Source organism: Dickeya undicola (genome assembly GCF_000784735.1).
GTDB classification, from domain to species: domain Bacteria; phylum Pseudomonadota; class Gammaproteobacteria; order Enterobacterales; family Enterobacteriaceae; genus Dickeya; species Dickeya undicola.
Genome location: NZ_JSYG01000011.1, coordinates 89,716 through 107,050 on the forward strand (window position 1 = coordinate 89,716; position 17,335 = coordinate 107,050).

Here is a 17,335-nt window from a genome sequence, read left to right on the forward strand (position 1 = left end):
CGCCCGCAGCACATAGATAAAGTTTCGGATCAGGATGCTACAGGATTTCTCGTGTTAGCCCAACTGTCACCGCACGGCACCATCACCGAACAGGATGTATACCGTTTGTCAGGCACCCTGTCGTTGCCATACGGGCTACCACCTGGCGACGCCATCACTACTTCAACTGACAAGAGTAGCAGTGATTTTGTGTCGTTCATCATTCAGTTACACTATGATAATACCTGTCCTGTTAACCTGCCCGCAGGAAATATGAAAATTTATAACGCCGCCCCGTCCGTCGGGTCGGCTGACTCGCCGCCTGCTGCGCCGCGGCGTCTTCAACGTTGTCCGCAATGCGACCTATTGTTCACGCTGCCCCGGCTCAAGCGCCATCAGCACGGCCACTGCCCACGCTGCGCGGCGCATATCGCCAGCGGCCGTGACTGGCCGATTGTCCGACTGGCGGCGATGGCGCTCGCCATGCTGGTACTGATGCCCTTCGCCTATACAGAACCGCTGATTAATATCCGGTTGCTCGGCGTGTCGATTAACGCCAGCCTGTTGGAAGGTATCTGGCAGATGACTCGTCAGGGGCACCCGGTCACCGCCAGTATGGTGGCGTTTTGTATCATCGGCGCGCCGGTGACGTTGGTATTCGCCCTGCTGTACCTGTTTTTCGCCCCGCGGGTCGGCATGAACCTGCGCCCGGTGCTGTTGTTGTTTGAACGTTTGAAAGCGTGGGTGATGCTGGATGTGTATCTGGTCGGTCTGGCGGTCGCTTCGATTAAGGTGCGCGAGTTCTCCGAGGTGCTGCCCGGCAACGGGCTGCTGGCGTTTCTGGCGCTGATGGCGCTCAGTTTGTTGACCCTGATTCATCTTAATCCCGAACAACTCTGGCAACGCTTCTATCCACAACGCACGGCGTCAGCCTCACCACAGGCGCTGGTCTGCCTCTCCTGCTATTTCACCGCTGCGCCGGACCATCGCGGCCGCTGCCGCCGCTGTCATATTCCGCTGACACCACGCCGTCCTTATAGTCTGCAGAAATCCTGGGCTGCGCTGATTACCTCGGTGATCCTGCTGTTTCCCGCCAATCTGCTGCCGATATCGGTGATTTACGTCAACGGCGTTCGTCGGGAAGACACCATTTTTTCAGGAATTATGTCGCTGGCTGCCGGGAACGTTCCCGTGGCACTGGTGGTTTTTATCGCCAGTATTCTGGTGCCGTTCAGCAAGGTGATTATTACCTCGACCCTGCTGCTGAGTATTCACTTTCGGGTCCAACACAGTCTGATGGCGCGTATGCGGCTGCTGCGCCTTATGACCTGGATCGGGCGCTGGTCAATGCTTGATCTGTTCGTGATCGCCTTGACCATGTCGCTGGTTAACCGCGACCAATTGCTTGCTTTTACCATGGGACCGGCGGCGTTTTATTTTGGTGCCGCCGTTATTCTGACTCTATTGTCCGTCGAGTGGCTGGATAGCCGACTGATGTGGGATAACGATTAATCATTGTAGGGTAATAATGCAGAACCAAACGCCGATGACACCAACTGAAGCCAACGTCAAAGCCCGGCGGCGCCTGTCGCCATTCTGGTTGCTTCCTTTTATCGCCCTGCTGATCGCCTGCTGGCTGCTTTACACCAACCAGCAGGAGCGAGGCGCGACGGTCACCATCGATTTCGTATCGGCAGACGGCATCATTCCTGGCCGCACGCCGGTGCGCTATCAGGGCGTCGAGATCGGCACCGTGCGCAATATTAAGCTCAGCGACGATTTACGCACTATTCAGGTCATCGCCAGCATTCGTAATGACATGAAAGAGGCATTGCGCAGCGGCACCCAATTCTGGCTGGTGACCCCCAAAGCATCGCTGGCTGGTGTGTCGGGGCTGGATGCATTGGTTGGTGGTAACTACATCGGTATGTTACCCGGCGGCGGTGACCCTGCCAGTCACTTCACCGCTCAGGACACGCAGCCCAAATACCGCGTTAACAGCGGTGAATTAATGATACACCTGCGTGCCGACGATCTGGGTTCGCTAAACACGGGTTCGCTGGTCTATTTTCGTAAAATGCCGGTAGGGAAAGTCTACGATTACAGCATCAACCCCGATCACAACGGTGTGATGATCGATGTGTTGATCGACCGCCGGTTTACTGAGCTGGTAAAAAAAGACAGCCGCTTCTGGAACGTGTCCGGCCTGAAAGCCGATGTCAGCCTCAGCGGCGCGACTGTCGAAATGCAGAACCTGTCCACACTGGTCAACGGTGCCATCGCGTTCGACTCCCCCGAGCAAGGGGACGCGGCCGCCGCAGACCAGAACTACACCCTGTACCCAGACCTGGCGCATAGCCAACGCGGCGTACAGATAACACTGGATCTGCCTTCCGGCGATAAACTGCGGGCGGGGCATACGCCGCTGCTTTATCAGGGGCTGGAAGTCGGTACGCTGCAACGCATCGCGCTGGATGCGGATCAACGCGTCACCGGAGAGCTGATTGTCGACCCGTCAGTCGTACCGTTGATGCGGGAAAAGACCCGCATCGAACTGGCAGCACCGCGCTTATCGTTGAGCGACCTCAACGTACCTAGTCTACTGGGCGGCACCACGCTGACGCTGATCCCCGGTGAGGGCGAGCCAAGGCAACATTTCACGGTGCCTGATACCACCCAACAGCAGCTACAGCAGCCCGGCGCACTCACCGTTGAATTGACCGCCAGCCAGAGTTACGGCATCGACAGTGGCCAGCCGGTTATCCTGCACGGCGTGCAAATCGGCCGGATTGTTCAACGCGCCTTAACCGATAACGGCGTCAGTTTTACCGCCGTTATCGACCATCAATACCGCCATCTGTTGCATAAAGACAGCCAGTTCATCGCCAGCAGCCGGGTCAACGTCAAAATGGGGCTGGACGGTGTTCAGGTGCTGGGGGCCAGCGCCCAGGAGTGGTTGAGCGGTGGTGTGACGGTGTTGCCGGGACGCACCGGCGAGGCGCAGCCGCGTTATCCACTTTACAGCGATCGGGAAAAGGCTGGTGCCGGGATTCAGGGTGCCAATCCCCCCACCACCCTGACACTACTGACCGACAGCCTGCCGGACATTCAGGAAGGCTCGGTCGTGCTGTACCGCAAGTTTCAGGTGGGTGAAATCACCCGCATTCGTCCGAAAGCCGATACCTTCGAAATCGATGTTTATGTCCGACCGGAATACCGCAACCTATTGACCGACAACAGTGTCTTCTGGGCGGAAGGCGGTGCAAAGGTACAACTAAACGGCGCGGGGCTAACGGTACAGGCATCACCGCTTAGCCGGGCACTGAAAGGGGCTATCAGCTTCGACAATGTAGACGGTGCCGCTGACGTACAAGGTGGCAAGCGTCCGTTATACAGCAATGAAACCGCCGCCCGAGCGATTGGTAGCCGTATTACGTTACGGACCTACGACGCCAGCAAACTCTCCGCCGGAATGCCGATTCGTTATCTCGGCATTGATATCGGTCAACTGGAATCGCTGAAGCTGGCGGAGCAGCGGGATCAAGTACTGGTGCAGGCGGTGCTCTATCCTGAATATGTTCGTAGTTTTGCCCGCGCTGGCACCCGTTTCTCAATGGTAACGCCGGAGATCTCCGCTGCCGGTGTCAATCATCTGGAAACCCTGATCCAGCCGTATATCAACGTCGAACCCGGCAGCGGTGCCTTTACCCGCAGTTTTGAACTACAAAAAGCCACCATTTCCGACTCCCGTTATCAGGATGGGCTGAACATCAGCGTGGATACCGCCGAAGCCGGGTCGCTGCAAATCGGCACTCCGGTGTTGTTCCGCGGGATTGAGGTCGGCACGGTGACCGGCCTGTCGCTGGGTTCCCTGTCCGACCGGGTATCGGTGGCGCTACGCATCAGCAAACGCCATGCGAATCTGGTGCGCGACAATTCGGTATTTTGGCTGGCTTCCGGCTACAACCTACAGTTTGGTCTGACCGGTGGCGTTTTCAAGAGCGGCACCTTCCAGCAATTTATTCGCGGCGGCATTGCCTTCGCCACCCCACCAGCCACACCGCTGGCCCCTATGGCGCAGGCAGGCAAGCACTTCCTGCTGCACGTTGAAGAGCCAGGTGGCTGGCGCGACTGGGGAACCGCGCTGCCGGAACGATAAGCGCCATCTCTGCGACTCACCGGCTTATCCCGGTGAGTCGTCATCCCTTCCGATGACCGGGATATGGTAAGATTCGCGTCCTGATTGTAGCTGTAACGGAACCGTTTCTGTGGCCAAACCTATTCCCGCGTCTCTCACCCCTGACTTTCTGACCGCCATGCAGGCTATTATGCCTGCGCACCTGAGCATGGACGCGTTCATTGACGCCTGCCAGCGACCGCTGCGACGTAGCATCCGCGTTAACACCTTAAAAATCAGCGTGCCTGATTTTCTGGCGCTGGTCGCCCCCTACGGCTGGGAGCTGGAAGCGGTGCCCTGGTGCGATGAAGGTTTCTGGCTGTTGAACGCCGATGAGGAAGCCCTACGGTTAGGCAATGCACTGGAGCATCTGGCCGGGCTGTTTTACATTCAGGAAGCCAGTTCAATGCTGCCGGTCAGCGCGCTGTTCCTGGCGAATGACACCCCGGCGCGGGTGCTGGACATGGCGGCCGCCCCCGGCTCCAAAACCACCCAGATCGCCGCCCGGCTCAACAATCAGGGGTTGATTGTCGCCAACGAATATTCCGCCAGCCGGGTCAAGGTATTGCACGCTAACCTGCACCGCTGCGGTGTCAGCAATACCGCCCTGACGCATTTTGATGGCCGGGTATTCGGCAACGCCTTGCCGGAAACGTTTGACGCCATCCTGCTGGACGCGCCCTGCTCCGGGGAAGGCGTCGTCAGAAAAGATCCCGCGGCCATGAGCCACTGGTCGCTGGAGAGCATCACCGATATCGCCGCGACCCAGCGCGAACTGATCCTCAGCGCCTTCCATGCCCTGAAGCCGGGTGGCGTACTGATTTACTCCACCTGTACCCTGAATCATCAGGAGAACCAGCAGGTTTGTCGCTGGCTGATGCAGCAGTTCCCCAATGCCTGCGAGACAGAATCGCTGGAGGGGTTGTTCCCGCAAGCACATCGCGCCCTCACCGAAGAGGGCTTTTTGCACGTTTTCCCGCAGATTTACGACAGCGAAGGCTTTTTTGTAGCACGCTTGCGCAAAACCGCTGGTGTACCGCCGCTGGCAGAGCCGAATTACAAACTCGGCAAACTGCCGTTTACCCCCGTAAACCCCAAAGATGCACAGTTGATTCGCCAAAGCGCTCAGCAGTTGGGCCTGCAATGGTCAGAACAACAATTACAGCTATGGCAACGGGACGATGAGATCTGGTTATTTCCGGCGGCATTGCAACCGATGTTGGGCAAAATGCGCTTCTCCCGAATGGGCGTCAAACTGGCGGAACGCTTTGCCAAAGGATACCGCTGGCAGCATGAAGCTATTGTGGCACTGGGCAACCCCGCTAGCCCAAACACCTACGCGCTCAGCGCGGAGCAGGTTGTTGACTGGTTCCGCGGCAAAGACATTTATCCGCCCTCGCCCGTCAGCCACGACGAGGTGTTGTTGACCTGGCAGCAAACCACACTGGGATTAACCAAACGCGTCGGCCAACGCCTGAAAAACAACCTGCCTCGTGATCTGGTTCGCGATGGTGCCAATCTTGTCTCCACCATCGGATAATCTTTGACCGGGCCGTCGCTCGCGGCGTTCCCGGTACGTTTTTTTCATCTACACTCACAACAGGACGTGGCAACCTGTTGAGGAATCTATGTTCGCACTGGTGATCTTTGTTTGTTACCTGGGAGGTAACTGCGAGAGTCTGGTCGCGGGAACCTATATCAATGAACCACAATGTCTGGGTGCGATGGAGGAACAGCAAATCCGTAACGGCGGCTGTTTTCCTATTGATGATTTTCGCAACGGGGACTGGAAACCAGCTCACGAGTACCGTGACCGCTAATCACGGCGGTTAGCGTTGCCATGTATAACCGATGATAGACGGCGATAATCGATAACGGACGACACGGGCAAACACGATGACTTATCTGACACCCGGCGCAGCCTAGACACGCCGGGTGTGTAAAGATCAGATGCTGGGGGTTAACGTCAGTACCACTACACCACGCGGCGTGACTTCATCCACCCCGCACTGGAACTGCGAACTGCCGCCTTCAACCTGCATTTTACGCCCCGGCAGCAGTGCCACATCGTAGATATCGCTCTTGCCATCAATATCCAGCAGCCAGCGACCGTTGCTGATACTGGTAATACCGGTATCCACCAGCCAGGAAGACGAACTCCCTTCCACCAGCAAAGGCGCATGTAACCCAGCAGGAATGAACTGCGGGTCCGCCTTCCACTCTCCTGCATCCTGCAATTTTCCCGTTTTCAGCAGATTACGCGGGATCAGGCAGATGCCGCTGTCGTCCTGACGGCTGACAGGCGCGTCACTCTGTTGTGGGGAACCTTTACCGGTTGCCAGCCACGCCAACGACACGCCCGTATCCAACGCGCAGGTAACCACCACATCACCGGGGAAGAAATCACGACGAATCCAGGTACTGATCGTCCCAGGTGCAATACCCAGTAAATCCCCTAACTCTTTTTGTGTACTGAATCCATAGGCATCAAGCATTCGACGCAGTACCGCCTTACCGCCTGATGACAGAATCTGCTCATAAAGCGCTTTGCCTTTCAGCGGCGATTTATGCGTAAAGACATTCGCATTTGCGAACTCTCCGGTGACCAGCCATCCGGCATCGGCTCCGGTATCAAGCGCACACTTCAAAATAATATTACCCGGCACATTCCCTCGCTGAACCCAGTTACTGATTGTATTGGTAGGTATCTCAGTGACCTCGCTCAGTTCCTTCTGAGTCTTTACTCCGTAGCTTGACATAATGCGCTCAAGTACGAAGGCCGCAGACACGGCATTACTATTTGTATTCAAAAACACCTCACGAGTATTTACTTATACACGTTACGTGTTTTATAGTGTCTACACAGCACATGTAACACCATAGAACACCCTGGCCTGGGGGAGATATTGCTTTATGTCAGACGAAATTTCAATTCTAACGCACGTTTCTGAGGAAAATCCTACCACAGCGCGTCTATCCGCCAGTACAGAAAGCGGCTTTTCGGCCGTCACTCGACAGCCCCATGCTATACCGATTCAGGCGTCGTCTTCTTTCACCTGCTTGCGTCATGTAGCCCAAGCCACAGCGCTAATATCCACGCTATGGCGCACTGCGCGCGATACCAGGAAGCCGTGGCTTCTGTTTACCCTCACCAGGCTTCAGCCTGATTTTGCAAATGCAAAAGCGGTATTGGGCAGCATCACGTTAACAGCCTCGTTTTCCGGCCTCATTGCGACCTGTTCGCTATCTGAGCGATATCGCCATTCAGGTATTGTGAACGGTTGCAGTGACTTTAATCCGAAATTCGGAAATTCGAATCACAGCTATATTCTACGCTCGCTGACCAGAACTGACGGCCTCAATGGCAAGCGAGCGTAATCATGAAGCCCCATTATGCCTTTACCGCCGATCATCTGCAGACTCTGCCACCCAATTTGCGGGCGCTGATCGGAAAACACTTCGCGGATTCGCGCTGGACACAGACATGTATTTTTTACCAGCGACTCTCCGAGCGTTATCGCCGCACGTTGTGCTTTCATGCCGCACTGCATCACCGCTGGTGCGTCTATCAACTGGAAGAGATGGATGAAATGGCGCGCGAAAGAATGGTCAGCGCACTGAATGAACTACGCAGCGCATTCGAATTACCAGAAAAACAGGAGCATGACTCGTTGTTGCATCGGGTTAGGCACCTCACCCTCAGCGAACGCCGCACACTGTTTTTCCATGCCGGACTCACGACCCAGGAATTTGATCACCCCTTACGGCGTATGGACGAGTCGGACTGCCCGTGGGCAACAGCGCTTAACCGCGCCTTCGAGGAGTTACGCAGCCTGTTTGCCGGAGCACCCGACATTCTGACCAGTATCAGACCCGAACATTATTCTCGTTAACGACAGGCACCGTCGAAAAGACGCCCACCGTTAACTCAACCACCAGCACACAGGCCGCCGATGAGGCAGGTCCGCATTGTTGCTGCTTACCATCAGGAAATTGTATGAAAAACACACAATCCAACCATGAAAAACCGTCCCTTGCCAAACGGCATATCCCGAATGACGTCTGGCGAGCAGACCTGGCTCACCGCTATAGCGACCACCTGGACCAGTTGGCGCAACACGCCCGACAGGAGCAGTTGTCCGCTCAGGAACTGGTGGCCCTGCTGCAACAGGAAGCCGAAAACATCCGCCATCAGATTTGGGAGGCACACTAATGGCAGACAGTATGGATATTTCCCAGGAGCAGCAAGCCATGTTGCTGGATGCGCAAATCGCCCATGCTCGCAAAATCCCGGCCGCTCACACCGCCCATGTCTGTGAGGACTGCGATGCGCCAATTCCCGAGGCCCGCCGTCAGGCGATCCCCGGCGTAACGTGCTGTGTGGCGTGTCAGGAAATTCGCGAACAGAAGCAACGTCACTACCGCTCACCGTCGTGAACGTCAGGTTACAGACTGACAAGCCAGGCTAATTGGCAGCTATTTCCGTCGGCAACCCGGCAAACCTTCATCGAGTAGATAAAAACTGGCTGGTTATGACGACTGACAACGCTGAGAAACATGCCAACAACCGCTGGGCGTACCCGTGGAATGCACCCCGTCCTGCCATTCTGCCCGAATCCAGCACATTGTCTGCGGATACCTTGCAGCACGGACAGGCGGTATTGTATCGGCTGGCCTTGCTGCCACACTTTCTGGCTAACCATTTCCGTCGCCGTTTCGATTATTTGAAGCAGCATCAGGGAACCGGGGCGGCGTTTAACTACCTGTTATCGATGGTTCAGCGTCGTCTCTGGCCCCGCATTGACGCCGTGAACGCCCGTTACCAGATGAATACCGCCGGTTCGTCACATTTCATCAGCGAAGCCGAACAGTATCACCAGTTGCCGGATATGCCGGACAAGGTACTGCGCGCCTTTGCCAACCGTATCGCCGCCCACATGAATGAGGCTTACCATGCCCACTGTGATCGCTATCTACAGGATAGCGATCGCCACAATCAGGCGAGTTTATTCAGTGCTGAAACACAAGCACACATCTATGGTCAGTTAGCGGCGCTGGCGCAGTCTCTCAACGTGGAACCGGCTTACTGGCTGCGCCACCAAAACGGGACGCTCACGCTGGAGCAAATATGCGCGGGTATAATGCGGCTGGTCACTCCTCGCTGGTGGGAGCGCCAGTTGAAAATCCAGCAGACACGCTGGCGTGAAGCACTGTGGATTGCCAGCGGCGAAGTCAGCCGTGCCGCCTCCCCGTTTCTCAGCCGTCAGGCGCTGCTGGATATCCGCTACCGCCGTCTGGCAACGCTGGATTTTCTGAAAAGCCGTGAGCTGGAAAATACCCGTAATGGTGATCGAGTCGATTTGATCGATAAGGTCATGGGCAGTATCGCGAATCCGGATATTCGCCGCATGGAACTGATGACCATGCTGGCAGGTATTGAGCGTTACGCTACAGCACATCATCACATGGGTATGTTGGTGACGCTCACCGCCCCCGGACACTACCATCCCACCCGCACCCGCGGTCATGACCAGGTGTTGGTTAACACAGGATGGCTGCCGGATTGTCCTTCGCCCAAAATGACCCAGCATTATCTGGTGCGGTTATGGGGGAAAATCCGTACTGCGCTCAAAGACCGAAAACTGCAAATCTACGGCCTGCGGGTCGTAGAACCCCATCACGACGGCACGCCACACTGGCATATGATGCTGTACTGCGACCGTGCGCAGCGCCCGGCTATTGTCGATATTCTACGCCGCTACGCCCAGTCCAATGACGGCCACCGCACCGTGGCACACAGCCACCAGTTTGACTGCAAACATATCAACAAGGGCGGTGCGACAGCCTATGTGGCCAAATACATCGCCAAAAATATTGATGGCTATGCACTGGATGGTGAATCAGACCACGAAACCGGTAAACCGCTGAAAGACATGGCTGCCTCAGCCTCTGCCTGGGCCTCGCTCTGGCGTATTCCTCAATTTCATTTCATCGGCTTACCCACGATTGGTGCGTACCGCGAATGCCGACGCATTCGCAGCTTGTCATTACAGGATACGCTGGGAGAACAAGCCGAAAGGGTGAGGAACGCGGCAGACCACGGGGATTTTGCCGCGTACATCGAGGCACAGGGCGGTGCGAACGTCGCCCGGCAACACCAGTCGGTTCGTGTCGCCAGAGCTGCCAGCGAACGGCTGAACACCTACGACGAAACGATTGTGCGTACCGTCGGTATTTTTTCCGCTCAACGCGGCCGCGAGCGAGTCTTCACCACCCGGCCGGATGAATGGAAAATTGTGGCCAAAGGCTCGGCCAGCAGCGATGCCGTCGAAAGGCATCAGCCTGCTCGTCCTTGGAGTTCTGTCAATAACTGTGGGGGCGCGTTTTCACCCAGCGCGTTCCCTTACCCATTTCGCGATATTCCTCGTGTTCCTTCAGCACGGCTAACCTATTTCCAACGCGATCGGCTGGCGTCATTGCGCCCCCGCCTTCGTCAGCAAGGTATTGAGATCTCACGTTGGGAGCGGGAGGCACTGGTCCGTGGTGCCAGCGTGAAGATTGACGGCCAACTGATTGATGAATCTAGGAATAACGCGATATCCGCCGTTGATGAAAAGTGCATCATGAGCACACCATTCCTGCACTTATGAGTTGACGAATACTACTGAATAAAGTACTGTATATAAATACAGTCTCACAATGGAAGAGGTACCGTGGAACAGACTGAAAACAGAGAGCTGACCCTGTCAAGGATTCGATTAATTGCCGATATGTCATTGATATCACAATGCGATCCTGAAGAAATGAAAATCGCTATGTCGTTGATTGCCGACTTATCTCACGGCGAACTACCGGTGAGTGATTACCAACAGTTTCTGAAAAACAGCAGTGATGGACAGCAGCTTAAAGCATGGTTTGAACAACAAGTGTTGTAAGGGATTTCAATGGATAATCATGACCGCCGTGACATTCCCTGGCCGATAGCCAGAGGCACGTGCAAATTAATGGACTTTCTCTGTGGCTAACTCGCCAGACTAATACGCAGCAAAAATTTTTTGTATCCAGACCATTTAATAAAAAGGTCTGACCGGCCAAAGTCGGTATATTTTTTTGGTATCAATTATTACTCCGGCTGAATTAAAGCCGATTCGTTGGTCATGTTTTTTAGCACCATAATGTGGAATTGGGGTACTTCTATTTATACCCAAAATAATTCGAGTTGCAGGACAAAACGTTTTGCGTTTTGAACAACGCAAAACGTTGGCTCTTTAGGGCAAGGCTCATTTGAGCCTTGTAACGCGGCAAGTAAACAAATCCCGAATCACTTACTTAGGTAAGTGATTCGGGTGAGTGACAAATTGGCGTAAGCCGATTGGAACGCTGCTTGCAGCGGCCCCGAAGGGCTGAGGCCTATGGAATGGGCAGAGTAACACCGTCAACACACCAGCAACTTGAAGTATGACGGGTATAAATAATAAATACCCAGACATTATTTCCCGTTATCCCGCCTGTTGTTGTGCCATATGTACAACATCTTTTCTGCATTGCGACCACGGCCGTTCCTCTGGAGGATAATGAACCAGAGATACGCTGTTTTACCCGATATTGTTTATCTGTCTCTCTCACTCTTTTTTATCTGAACTAAAGGGGTCACATGAACGTTTACGCCCATCAGGACGACACCCTGGATGCGCTTTGCTACCGCTACTACGGCCGGACACAAGGGGTTGTGGAAACGGTTTTGCTGTCCAATCCAGGCCTTGCGGACCTTGGTCCGATTCTGCCGCACGGCACCGCAGTTACTCTGCCTGATATTGCCGTTTCCAGTTCCCAGGAAAGTATCAATATCTGGGAATAACGCCGCATTATTGGGCTCCATGCTCATCGTTAGCCAATCGCGCATGGAGATCGCCGCCACACCAGGAACCTTAATTATGCAAAAACCACAAAGCCTCAAACTTGCACTCACCACCGCATTACCCGCGCTGGGGGATGCATTACAGTTTCGGGTCCAGGAGGGGGAAATCGCCGCGTTGCAGGAGCCGTCCCTGTCATTTGAATACCGTTATCAGTTGCTGCTGACGCTGAATAATTTCTCTGACAATCCCGATACCTTTTTTGTCACTCTGTTGCTCTGGGTACGCCAGAATCAGCCGGATTTGTTAACACGAGAGAGTATCCGCAACAAAGGTATCAGTTTTACGATCGACAATAATGCGGACAACACCAGCACGCTATCCGTTCGGCTTAATGTGACGGAGCGTACCCGTGTCAATGAACAGAATCAAAGCTTGCAGATACAGTATGAACCCGAACCCGCACCGCCCGAGCCGGTAACTCGGCCTACGGCGCTGTATATCGCAGGTGAATTGATCAGCCAGTGGAAAGGCAGCTGATCCGTTCAAATGAACTCGCATCCATGATGGCCGTTGCAAATACGGCCTGTTTTATTGGTGATAATCGATAAGACATGGCTATTTCATTATGGAACTCTTCACTTGGCTTATTCCCAGGTCGTAATTTTCATAATAAAAAATTATCGCTGAATATTATCTGACTTGCCCCTCCTCGTTTCCTTCGCTGCAAATTATTTCAGAAATCGTTGTCTACTGTTATCACTCGTGATCAATCAGTAATACCCTATCGCCTCACCTGTTTCATCAGCAAAAAGCGGCGGGTGTTATTGTCTGACCGACTCTCTTTGATATTGAATAATTGAAAGGAAGCACAATTGGATAAAAGCCAAAGTTTGCCGCGTAATATACGAAAGGAATTACTCCATTTTAAACATTTTGGTAACAATGAGGGATTCCTTTATTACCCGAAAATCATGGAAGATATCCATCCGCCTCTGCCTAAAAGCGTCAATATCCATTGCAACGACAACCGAGAGAAATCCAGAAAGTTGCTTCATCTGTTTGGCTGTCATTTAGGCGACCCCTATCGCAGCCAGACGGCGGCTTCCCATGAGTCACCGCAACTCACCAGCATTTTTTCGTCCTACGGCGTACTGACGTCCAGCGCAAGCTCACCAACGCCGGTGTTTACTCAACCCGATTTTCTGCTGCTGCATTGCGGGTGTGACGCGTCCGTCTTCAAAATACTGGTTGGTATCGCCAGTCTTCGTCATGTCATGAGCCATGTGGATCGCCACACCCGTATCGAATTATGCCTGCCACAATATGCGCTGCGCCCCGGTGCGGTCAGCCAGGACAACGTACCGTTCAGCCTCCTCAGCGCCGACCATGACCCTTTTTTCACCTGTACGCCTGACCTGGCGTATCCCCTGACCTCGCCTGCCAGACATGCGCTGCTAAAACTCGACCCGCTGCTGAAAAACAGTATGCAATGGCTCAACCTAAAACGGGGTGATCTGCTCATTATCGACAACCGCCGTAGTACCCACATCTGTGTGCCATTCACCCCGTTCTTCCGGCAGGACTCTCCTTACCTGACCCACCTGTTCGTCAATAAACCGACGCCATAACGATACTGAACGCCACCCGCTGCCAGGCAACGCGTCTACAGCCTGTGCGGCTAAGAGCGTCATGATGCAAAGGTCGTAACGCAAAGAACAGTCTTAACACAAAGATCGGTGGGGCCATTCGCCACACAACCACAGCAAATTGTCTCATTACGCGGGAAGACGCATTCTTCCCACCATGAATACATATGAATATCTCTCCGAAATCCAGCGCGCACTGCGTAACCTGATTCGTATCGGCGTCATTACCGAAGTTGATACCCAGCAGGCTCGTTGCCGCGTGCAGACCGGTGGCATGGTCACCGGATGGCTCCACTGGCTGTCCCGTCGTGCGGGGAGTTCCCGCGAGTGGTGGGCACCGTCGGTGGGTGAACAGGTGTTATTGCTTGCAATAGGAGGCGAACTCAATACGGCATTTGTTTTACCGGGTATTTATAGCGAACACCATCCGGCTCCATCAGCCTCTGCGGATGCCTGCCACATCCACTTCCCTGATGGCGCGGTGATGGAATACGAACCCGCTAACGGCGCGTTGACCGTAACCGGCATCAAGAGCGCGACGGTTGTCGCATCGGAATCGGTCACCGTCACCACGAAAAACGTCACCATCAACGCCAGCGAACGCATCACGCTGGACACCCCAGAAGTTGTCTGTACGCACAAATTAATCACCCAGACTATCGACGTTCAGCAAGGTGGCAGCATCACGGGCAGCGTCACCCACTCGGGGGGGAGCTTCTCTTCCAACGGCGTGGTGGTACATACCCACCAACACAGCGGTGTACAGAGTGGCGGCGGCACAACAGGAGGACCTTTATGACCAGTACGTCATACACCGGCATGAATCGCAATACCGGCAGCAGCCTCAGCGACCTGGAACATCTGCGCCAAAGCGTGCGCGATATTCTGACCACCCCGCAAGGCAGTCGGGTGATGCGGCGTGATTACGGCTCACTGCTTTCGACCTTGATCGACCAGCCGCAAACGCCTGCCTTGAAATTACAGGTGCAGGCGGCCTGCTATGTCGCGTTGCTGAAATGGGAGCCACGGCTGACGCTGACATCCATCTCAATGGAAAGCCACTACGACGGCCAGTTGATTGTGGATATTTCCGGCACCCTGGCCGACAACAGCACCTCCCTTTCATTAACTATTCCCGTGAGTTGAGATCATGCCTCTTATCGATTTAAGTCAGTTACCCGCCCCTAGCGTGGTCGAAACGCTGGATTATGAAACGCTGTTCGCCACACGCAAAGAAACCCTGCTGTCGCTCTACAATGCCGATGAGCGCGAAGCTATCGCTCGCGTTCTGGCATTGGAATCAGAGCCGCTGGTAAAACTGCTACAGGAAAACGCCTATCGTGAACTGCTGCTGCGCCAGCGCATCAATGAAGCGGCTCAGGCCGGGATGCTGGCGTTTGCCCAAGGTAGCGACCTGGAGCAGTTGGGTGCCAACGTTAACGTCTCCCGGCTGGTGATCACCGCGGCGGACACGACCACCGTTCCCCCGACCGCGGCCGTAATGGAGTCGGATACCGATTTTCGTCTGCGCATTCAGCAAGCTTATGAGGGCTTAAGTGTGGCGGGGTCCATCGGCTCCTATCAGTTCCACGGGCGCAGCGCCAGCGGACAGGTAGCGGATATCTCGGTCATCAGCCCCGGCCCCGCTCAGGTACTGGTGTCGGTCCTGTCGCGGGAAAACGACGGCACCGCCAGCGATTCGTTGATCGCCACCGTCAACGCAGCGTTGAACGCCGAAGACATCAGGCCGGTGGCTGACCGGGTCACCGTCAAGTCAGCGGTGATCGTTCCATACGACATCAACGCCACGCTTTACCTGTATCCCGGCCCGGAAGCTGAACCCATCCGCGCCGCCGCCGAGAAAAAACTACAGAGCTATGTCAGCAACCAGCACCGACTCGGGCGCGACATCCGCCGCTCCGCCATCTACGCGGCACTGCATGTGGAAGGGGTTCAGCGGGTGGAATTGGCCAGCCCAGCAGCCGACATCGTGCTGGATGATACCCAGGCATCGCACTGTACTGGCTATACCCTGATATTGGGGGGAACGGATGAGTAAAAGTCCTCTACTCCCCCCCGGCTCATCCTCTCTGGAACAGGCGATTGCCGTTACCGGAGCCAGTCTGGAAACCGTACCGATTCCCCTGCGACAGATCTGGAATCCGGATACCTGTCCGGTTGAACTACTGCCTTATCTGGCTTGGACATTGTCGGTTGACCGCTGGGATGAAGGATGGTCAGAAACCGTCAAACGCAAAGTCATCAAAGATGCGTTTTTTATCCACCGTCACAAAGGTACGATCGGCGCACTGCGGCGGGTTGTTGAACCGCTGGGATATCTGATTCGCATCAAAGAGTGGTGGCAAACCGGCGACGCCCCCGGCACCTTCAGGCTGGATATCGGCATTCAGGAATCGGGGATCACGGAGGAGTCGTTTCAGGAACTGGAACGCCTGATTGCCGACGCCAAACCGGTTAGCCGCCAGATGCTGGGGTTAAACATTAATCTGGACAGTCAGGGACCATTGTTGATGGGTGCCGGTTCTTATAGCGGCGACGAACTCACCATCTACCCCTACTTCCCAGAAACCATCAGTGTATCTGGCGACGAAATAACCGGCGCAGCCATTCACCTGATTGATGACATACACGTCGGCGGTTGATTTCCGCACTCACACCAAGCCAGCCTGCGCTGGCTTTTTTTATGTCGGCATCACCACCCAATGTGGTCTTCATCTGTTGTCTCCCTATGCGAACAACGCCCGCCAGATGCGCTGACGACGCCGACTTCGCATACTACCTCTACCCAGGCTGGGTCTTCAGATAACGCTTTTCGCACCTGAACCCGGACACAGCCTACCCACACAGCCGGGCATACCGGTGGTCATCGCCTGTCGGCCAGCCCGGCTTCCCCGATGTCGCCCTGCGGCATCCTATCCTGTTAACCGTATGAGTAATCTGCATGAGTACAAAATACTTTGCTTTACTGACGAACACCGGCGCGGCGAAGTTGGCTAACGCCACCGCGCTGGGTAGTCATCTGGCCATTACGCAAATGGCGGTAGGCGATGGCGGCGGCAGCCTGCCAACCCCCTCGACCGCCCAGACTAAACTGATTAACGAAAAGCGCCGTGCCTCACTCAACACCCTAAGCGTCGACCCGGCAAACACCAACCAAATCATTGCCGAGCAGGTTATTCCTGAAAATGAAGGCGGTTGGTGGATCCGTGAAATTGGCTTGTATGACAGCGACGGCGATCTGATCGCGGTCGCAAACTGCGCCGAAACCTATAAACCGCAGTTGCAGGAGGGTTCAGGCCGGGTACAAACCGTGCGCATGATCCTGATTGTCAGCAATACCGATGCCATTACCCTGAAAATTGACCCCTCGGTGGTGCTGGCTACCCGTCAATACGTCGATGACAAAGCGATTGAGGTTAAGTCTTACGCCGACAGTCGCCTTAGCGCTCATGTGGCCGCAGCCAATCCCCATCCGCAGTATGCGCCGCTCAACAGCCCGGCACTGACTGGCGTGCCGACTGCGCCGACGGCAGAGAAAAATGTGAACTCCACACAGTTAGCCACCACCGCCTTTGTCAAAAACGTCGCCCTACAAAAAGAGCAAAACGGTGCTGACATCGCGGACAAATCGGCCTTTCTCGCAAACCTGGGTT

At 55.0% G+C, this 17,335-nt stretch carries 19 protein-coding genes; 18 read left to right on the plus strand and 1 reads right to left on the minus strand.

The features are described 5' to 3' along the window. The first annotated feature begins 252 nt into the window (after positions 1 to 252). From yebS to OB87_RS06580, 4 genes are all read left to right on the plus strand, one after another. A complete protein-coding gene (gene yebS / locus OB87_RS06565; RefSeq protein WP_033568664.1) occupies positions 253 to 1,491 on the plus strand; it encodes a membrane integrity lipid transport subunit YebS in 1,239 nt (412 codons plus the stop codon). Positions 1,492 to 1,507: 16 nt separating this feature from the next. After that, positions 1,508 to 4,138 carry a PqiB family protein gene (locus tag OB87_RS06570; protein WP_033568643.1) on the plus strand — a complete coding sequence of 877 codons (2,631 nt, stop codon included), beginning with the start codon at positions 1,508 to 1,510 and terminating at the stop codon, positions 4,136 to 4,138. Positions 4,139 to 4,247: 109 nt separating this feature from the next. Beyond that, positions 4,248 to 5,696, plus strand: coding sequence for a 16S rRNA (cytosine(1407)-C(5))-methyltransferase RsmF (gene rsmF / locus OB87_RS06575; protein ID WP_033568644.1), 1,449 nt, complete (start codon positions 4,248 to 4,250; stop codon positions 5,694 to 5,696). Positions 5,697 to 5,784: 88 nt separating this feature from the next. After that, complete coding sequence (locus OB87_RS06580) at positions 5,785 to 5,976, plus strand: YdfD/YebW family protein (RefSeq protein ID WP_033568645.1); 192 nt, start codon at positions 5,785 to 5,787, stop codon at positions 5,974 to 5,976. A 126-nt stretch (positions 5,977 to 6,102) separates the two neighbouring features. Here the strand turns inward: OB87_RS06580 and OB87_RS06585 are convergent, their stop codons facing one another. Further along, on the minus strand, positions 6,103 to 6,945 hold the full coding sequence (locus tag OB87_RS06585; RefSeq protein WP_033568646.1) for a phage repressor protein CI: 843 nt from the start codon (positions 6,943 to 6,945) through the stop codon (positions 6,103 to 6,105). 124 nt (positions 6,946 to 7,069) lie between these two features. On the opposite strand from OB87_RS06585, the gene OB87_RS20545 reads away from it, so the two are divergent. From OB87_RS20545 to OB87_RS06650, 14 genes are all read left to right on the plus strand, one after another. Beyond that, positions 7,070 to 7,534, plus strand: a complete 465-nt coding sequence (locus tag OB87_RS20545) for a hypothetical protein (RefSeq protein ID WP_152605876.1) — start codon at positions 7,070 to 7,072, stop codon at positions 7,532 to 7,534. Positions 7,535 to 7,536: 2 nt separating this feature from the next. Next, complete coding sequence (locus OB87_RS06590) at positions 7,537 to 8,049, plus strand: hypothetical protein (RefSeq protein ID WP_033568647.1); 513 nt, start codon at positions 7,537 to 7,539, stop codon at positions 8,047 to 8,049. A 104-nt stretch (positions 8,050 to 8,153) separates the two neighbouring features. After that, complete coding sequence (locus OB87_RS06595) at positions 8,154 to 8,369, plus strand: DUF2732 family protein (protein WP_033568648.1); 216 nt, start codon at positions 8,154 to 8,156, stop codon at positions 8,367 to 8,369. Further along, entirely contained in the window at positions 8,369 to 8,593 is a 225-nt protein-coding gene (locus OB87_RS06600) for a TraR/DksA family transcriptional regulator (RefSeq protein ID WP_033568649.1), read from the plus strand. The genes OB87_RS06595 and OB87_RS06600 overlap by 1 nt, the downstream gene beginning before the upstream one ends. A gap of 95 nt (positions 8,594 to 8,688) precedes the next feature. Continuing rightward, on the plus strand, positions 8,689 to 10,806 hold the full coding sequence (locus OB87_RS06605) for a replication endonuclease (protein ID WP_033568650.1): 2,118 nt from the start codon (positions 8,689 to 8,691) through the stop codon (positions 10,804 to 10,806). Between the two features lie 63 nt (positions 10,807 to 10,869). Next, positions 10,870 to 11,091: a hypothetical protein gene (locus tag OB87_RS06610; protein WP_033568651.1), complete on the plus strand. Its 222-nt coding sequence runs from the start codon at positions 10,870 to 10,872 to the stop codon at positions 11,089 to 11,091. A gap of 719 nt (positions 11,092 to 11,810) precedes the next feature. After that, on the plus strand, positions 11,811 to 12,014 hold the full coding sequence (locus tag OB87_RS06615) for a tail protein X (RefSeq protein WP_033568652.1): 204 nt from the start codon (positions 11,811 to 11,813) through the stop codon (positions 12,012 to 12,014). A gap of 76 nt (positions 12,015 to 12,090) precedes the next feature. Beyond that, on the plus strand, positions 12,091 to 12,552 hold the full coding sequence (locus OB87_RS06620; RefSeq protein WP_033568653.1) for a phage tail protein: 462 nt from the start codon (positions 12,091 to 12,093) through the stop codon (positions 12,550 to 12,552). A 434-nt stretch (positions 12,553 to 12,986) separates the two neighbouring features. Next, a complete protein-coding gene (locus OB87_RS06625) occupies positions 12,987 to 13,643 on the plus strand; it encodes a hypothetical protein (RefSeq protein ID WP_152605877.1) in 657 nt (218 codons plus the stop codon). A gap of 175 nt (positions 13,644 to 13,818) precedes the next feature. After that, positions 13,819 to 14,460, plus strand: a complete 642-nt coding sequence (locus OB87_RS06630) for a phage baseplate assembly protein V (protein ID WP_033568655.1) — start codon at positions 13,819 to 13,821, stop codon at positions 14,458 to 14,460. Further along, a complete protein-coding gene (locus tag OB87_RS06635; protein ID WP_033568656.1) occupies positions 14,457 to 14,807 on the plus strand; it encodes a GPW/gp25 family protein in 351 nt (116 codons plus the stop codon). The genes OB87_RS06630 and OB87_RS06635 overlap by 4 nt, the downstream gene beginning before the upstream one ends. A gap of 4 nt (positions 14,808 to 14,811) precedes the next feature. Continuing rightward, positions 14,812 to 15,720 (plus strand): baseplate assembly protein, encoded by a 909-nt coding sequence (locus OB87_RS06640; protein WP_033568657.1) that lies wholly within the window; start codon positions 14,812 to 14,814, stop codon positions 15,718 to 15,720. Then, positions 15,713 to 16,324, plus strand: coding sequence for a phage tail protein I (locus OB87_RS06645; protein WP_033568658.1), 612 nt, complete (start codon positions 15,713 to 15,715; stop codon positions 16,322 to 16,324). Before OB87_RS06640 ends, OB87_RS06645 begins: the two co-directional genes overlap by 8 nt. A 299-nt stretch (positions 16,325 to 16,623) precedes the next feature. Next, a partial coding sequence (locus OB87_RS06650) for a phage tail protein (protein WP_033568659.1) occupies positions 16,624 to 17,335 on the plus strand: 712 nt, incomplete at its 3' end.

Coding starts and splice junctions, on each gene's coding strand:
- OB87_RS06615 (WP_033568652.1), top strand. CDS start 11,811: ATGAACGTTTACGCCCATCAGGACGACACCCTGGATGCGCTTTGCTAC.
- OB87_RS20545 (WP_152605876.1), top strand. CDS start 7,070: ATGTCAGACGAAATTTCAATTCTAACGCACGTTTCTGAGGAAAATCCT.
- OB87_RS06580 (WP_033568645.1), top strand. CDS start 5,785: ATGTTCGCACTGGTGATCTTTGTTTGTTACCTGGGAGGTAACTGCGAG.
- OB87_RS06640 (WP_033568657.1), top strand. CDS start 14,812: ATGCCTCTTATCGATTTAAGTCAGTTACCCGCCCCTAGCGTGGTCGAA.
- OB87_RS06595 (WP_033568648.1), top strand. CDS start 8,154: ATGAAAAACACACAATCCAACCATGAAAAACCGTCCCTTGCCAAACGG.
- OB87_RS06645 (WP_033568658.1), top strand. CDS start 15,713: ATGAGTAAAAGTCCTCTACTCCCCCCCGGCTCATCCTCTCTGGAACAG.
- OB87_RS06635 (WP_033568656.1), top strand. CDS start 14,457: ATGACCAGTACGTCATACACCGGCATGAATCGCAATACCGGCAGCAGC.
- OB87_RS06625 (WP_152605877.1), top strand. CDS start 12,987: ATGGAAGATATCCATCCGCCTCTGCCTAAAAGCGTCAATATCCATTGC.
- OB87_RS06600 (WP_033568649.1), top strand. CDS start 8,369: ATGGCAGACAGTATGGATATTTCCCAGGAGCAGCAAGCCATGTTGCTG.
- yebS (WP_033568664.1), top strand. CDS start 253: ATGAAAATTTATAACGCCGCCCCGTCCGTCGGGTCGGCTGACTCGCCG.
- OB87_RS06630 (WP_033568655.1), top strand. CDS start 13,819: ATGAATACATATGAATATCTCTCCGAAATCCAGCGCGCACTGCGTAAC.
- OB87_RS06620 (WP_033568653.1), top strand. CDS start 12,091: ATGCAAAAACCACAAAGCCTCAAACTTGCACTCACCACCGCATTACCC.
- OB87_RS06570 (WP_033568643.1), top strand. CDS start 1,508: ATGCAGAACCAAACGCCGATGACACCAACTGAAGCCAACGTCAAAGCC.
- OB87_RS06590 (WP_033568647.1), top strand. CDS start 7,537: ATGAAGCCCCATTATGCCTTTACCGCCGATCATCTGCAGACTCTGCCA.
- OB87_RS06605 (WP_033568650.1), top strand. CDS start 8,689: ATGACGACTGACAACGCTGAGAAACATGCCAACAACCGCTGGGCGTAC.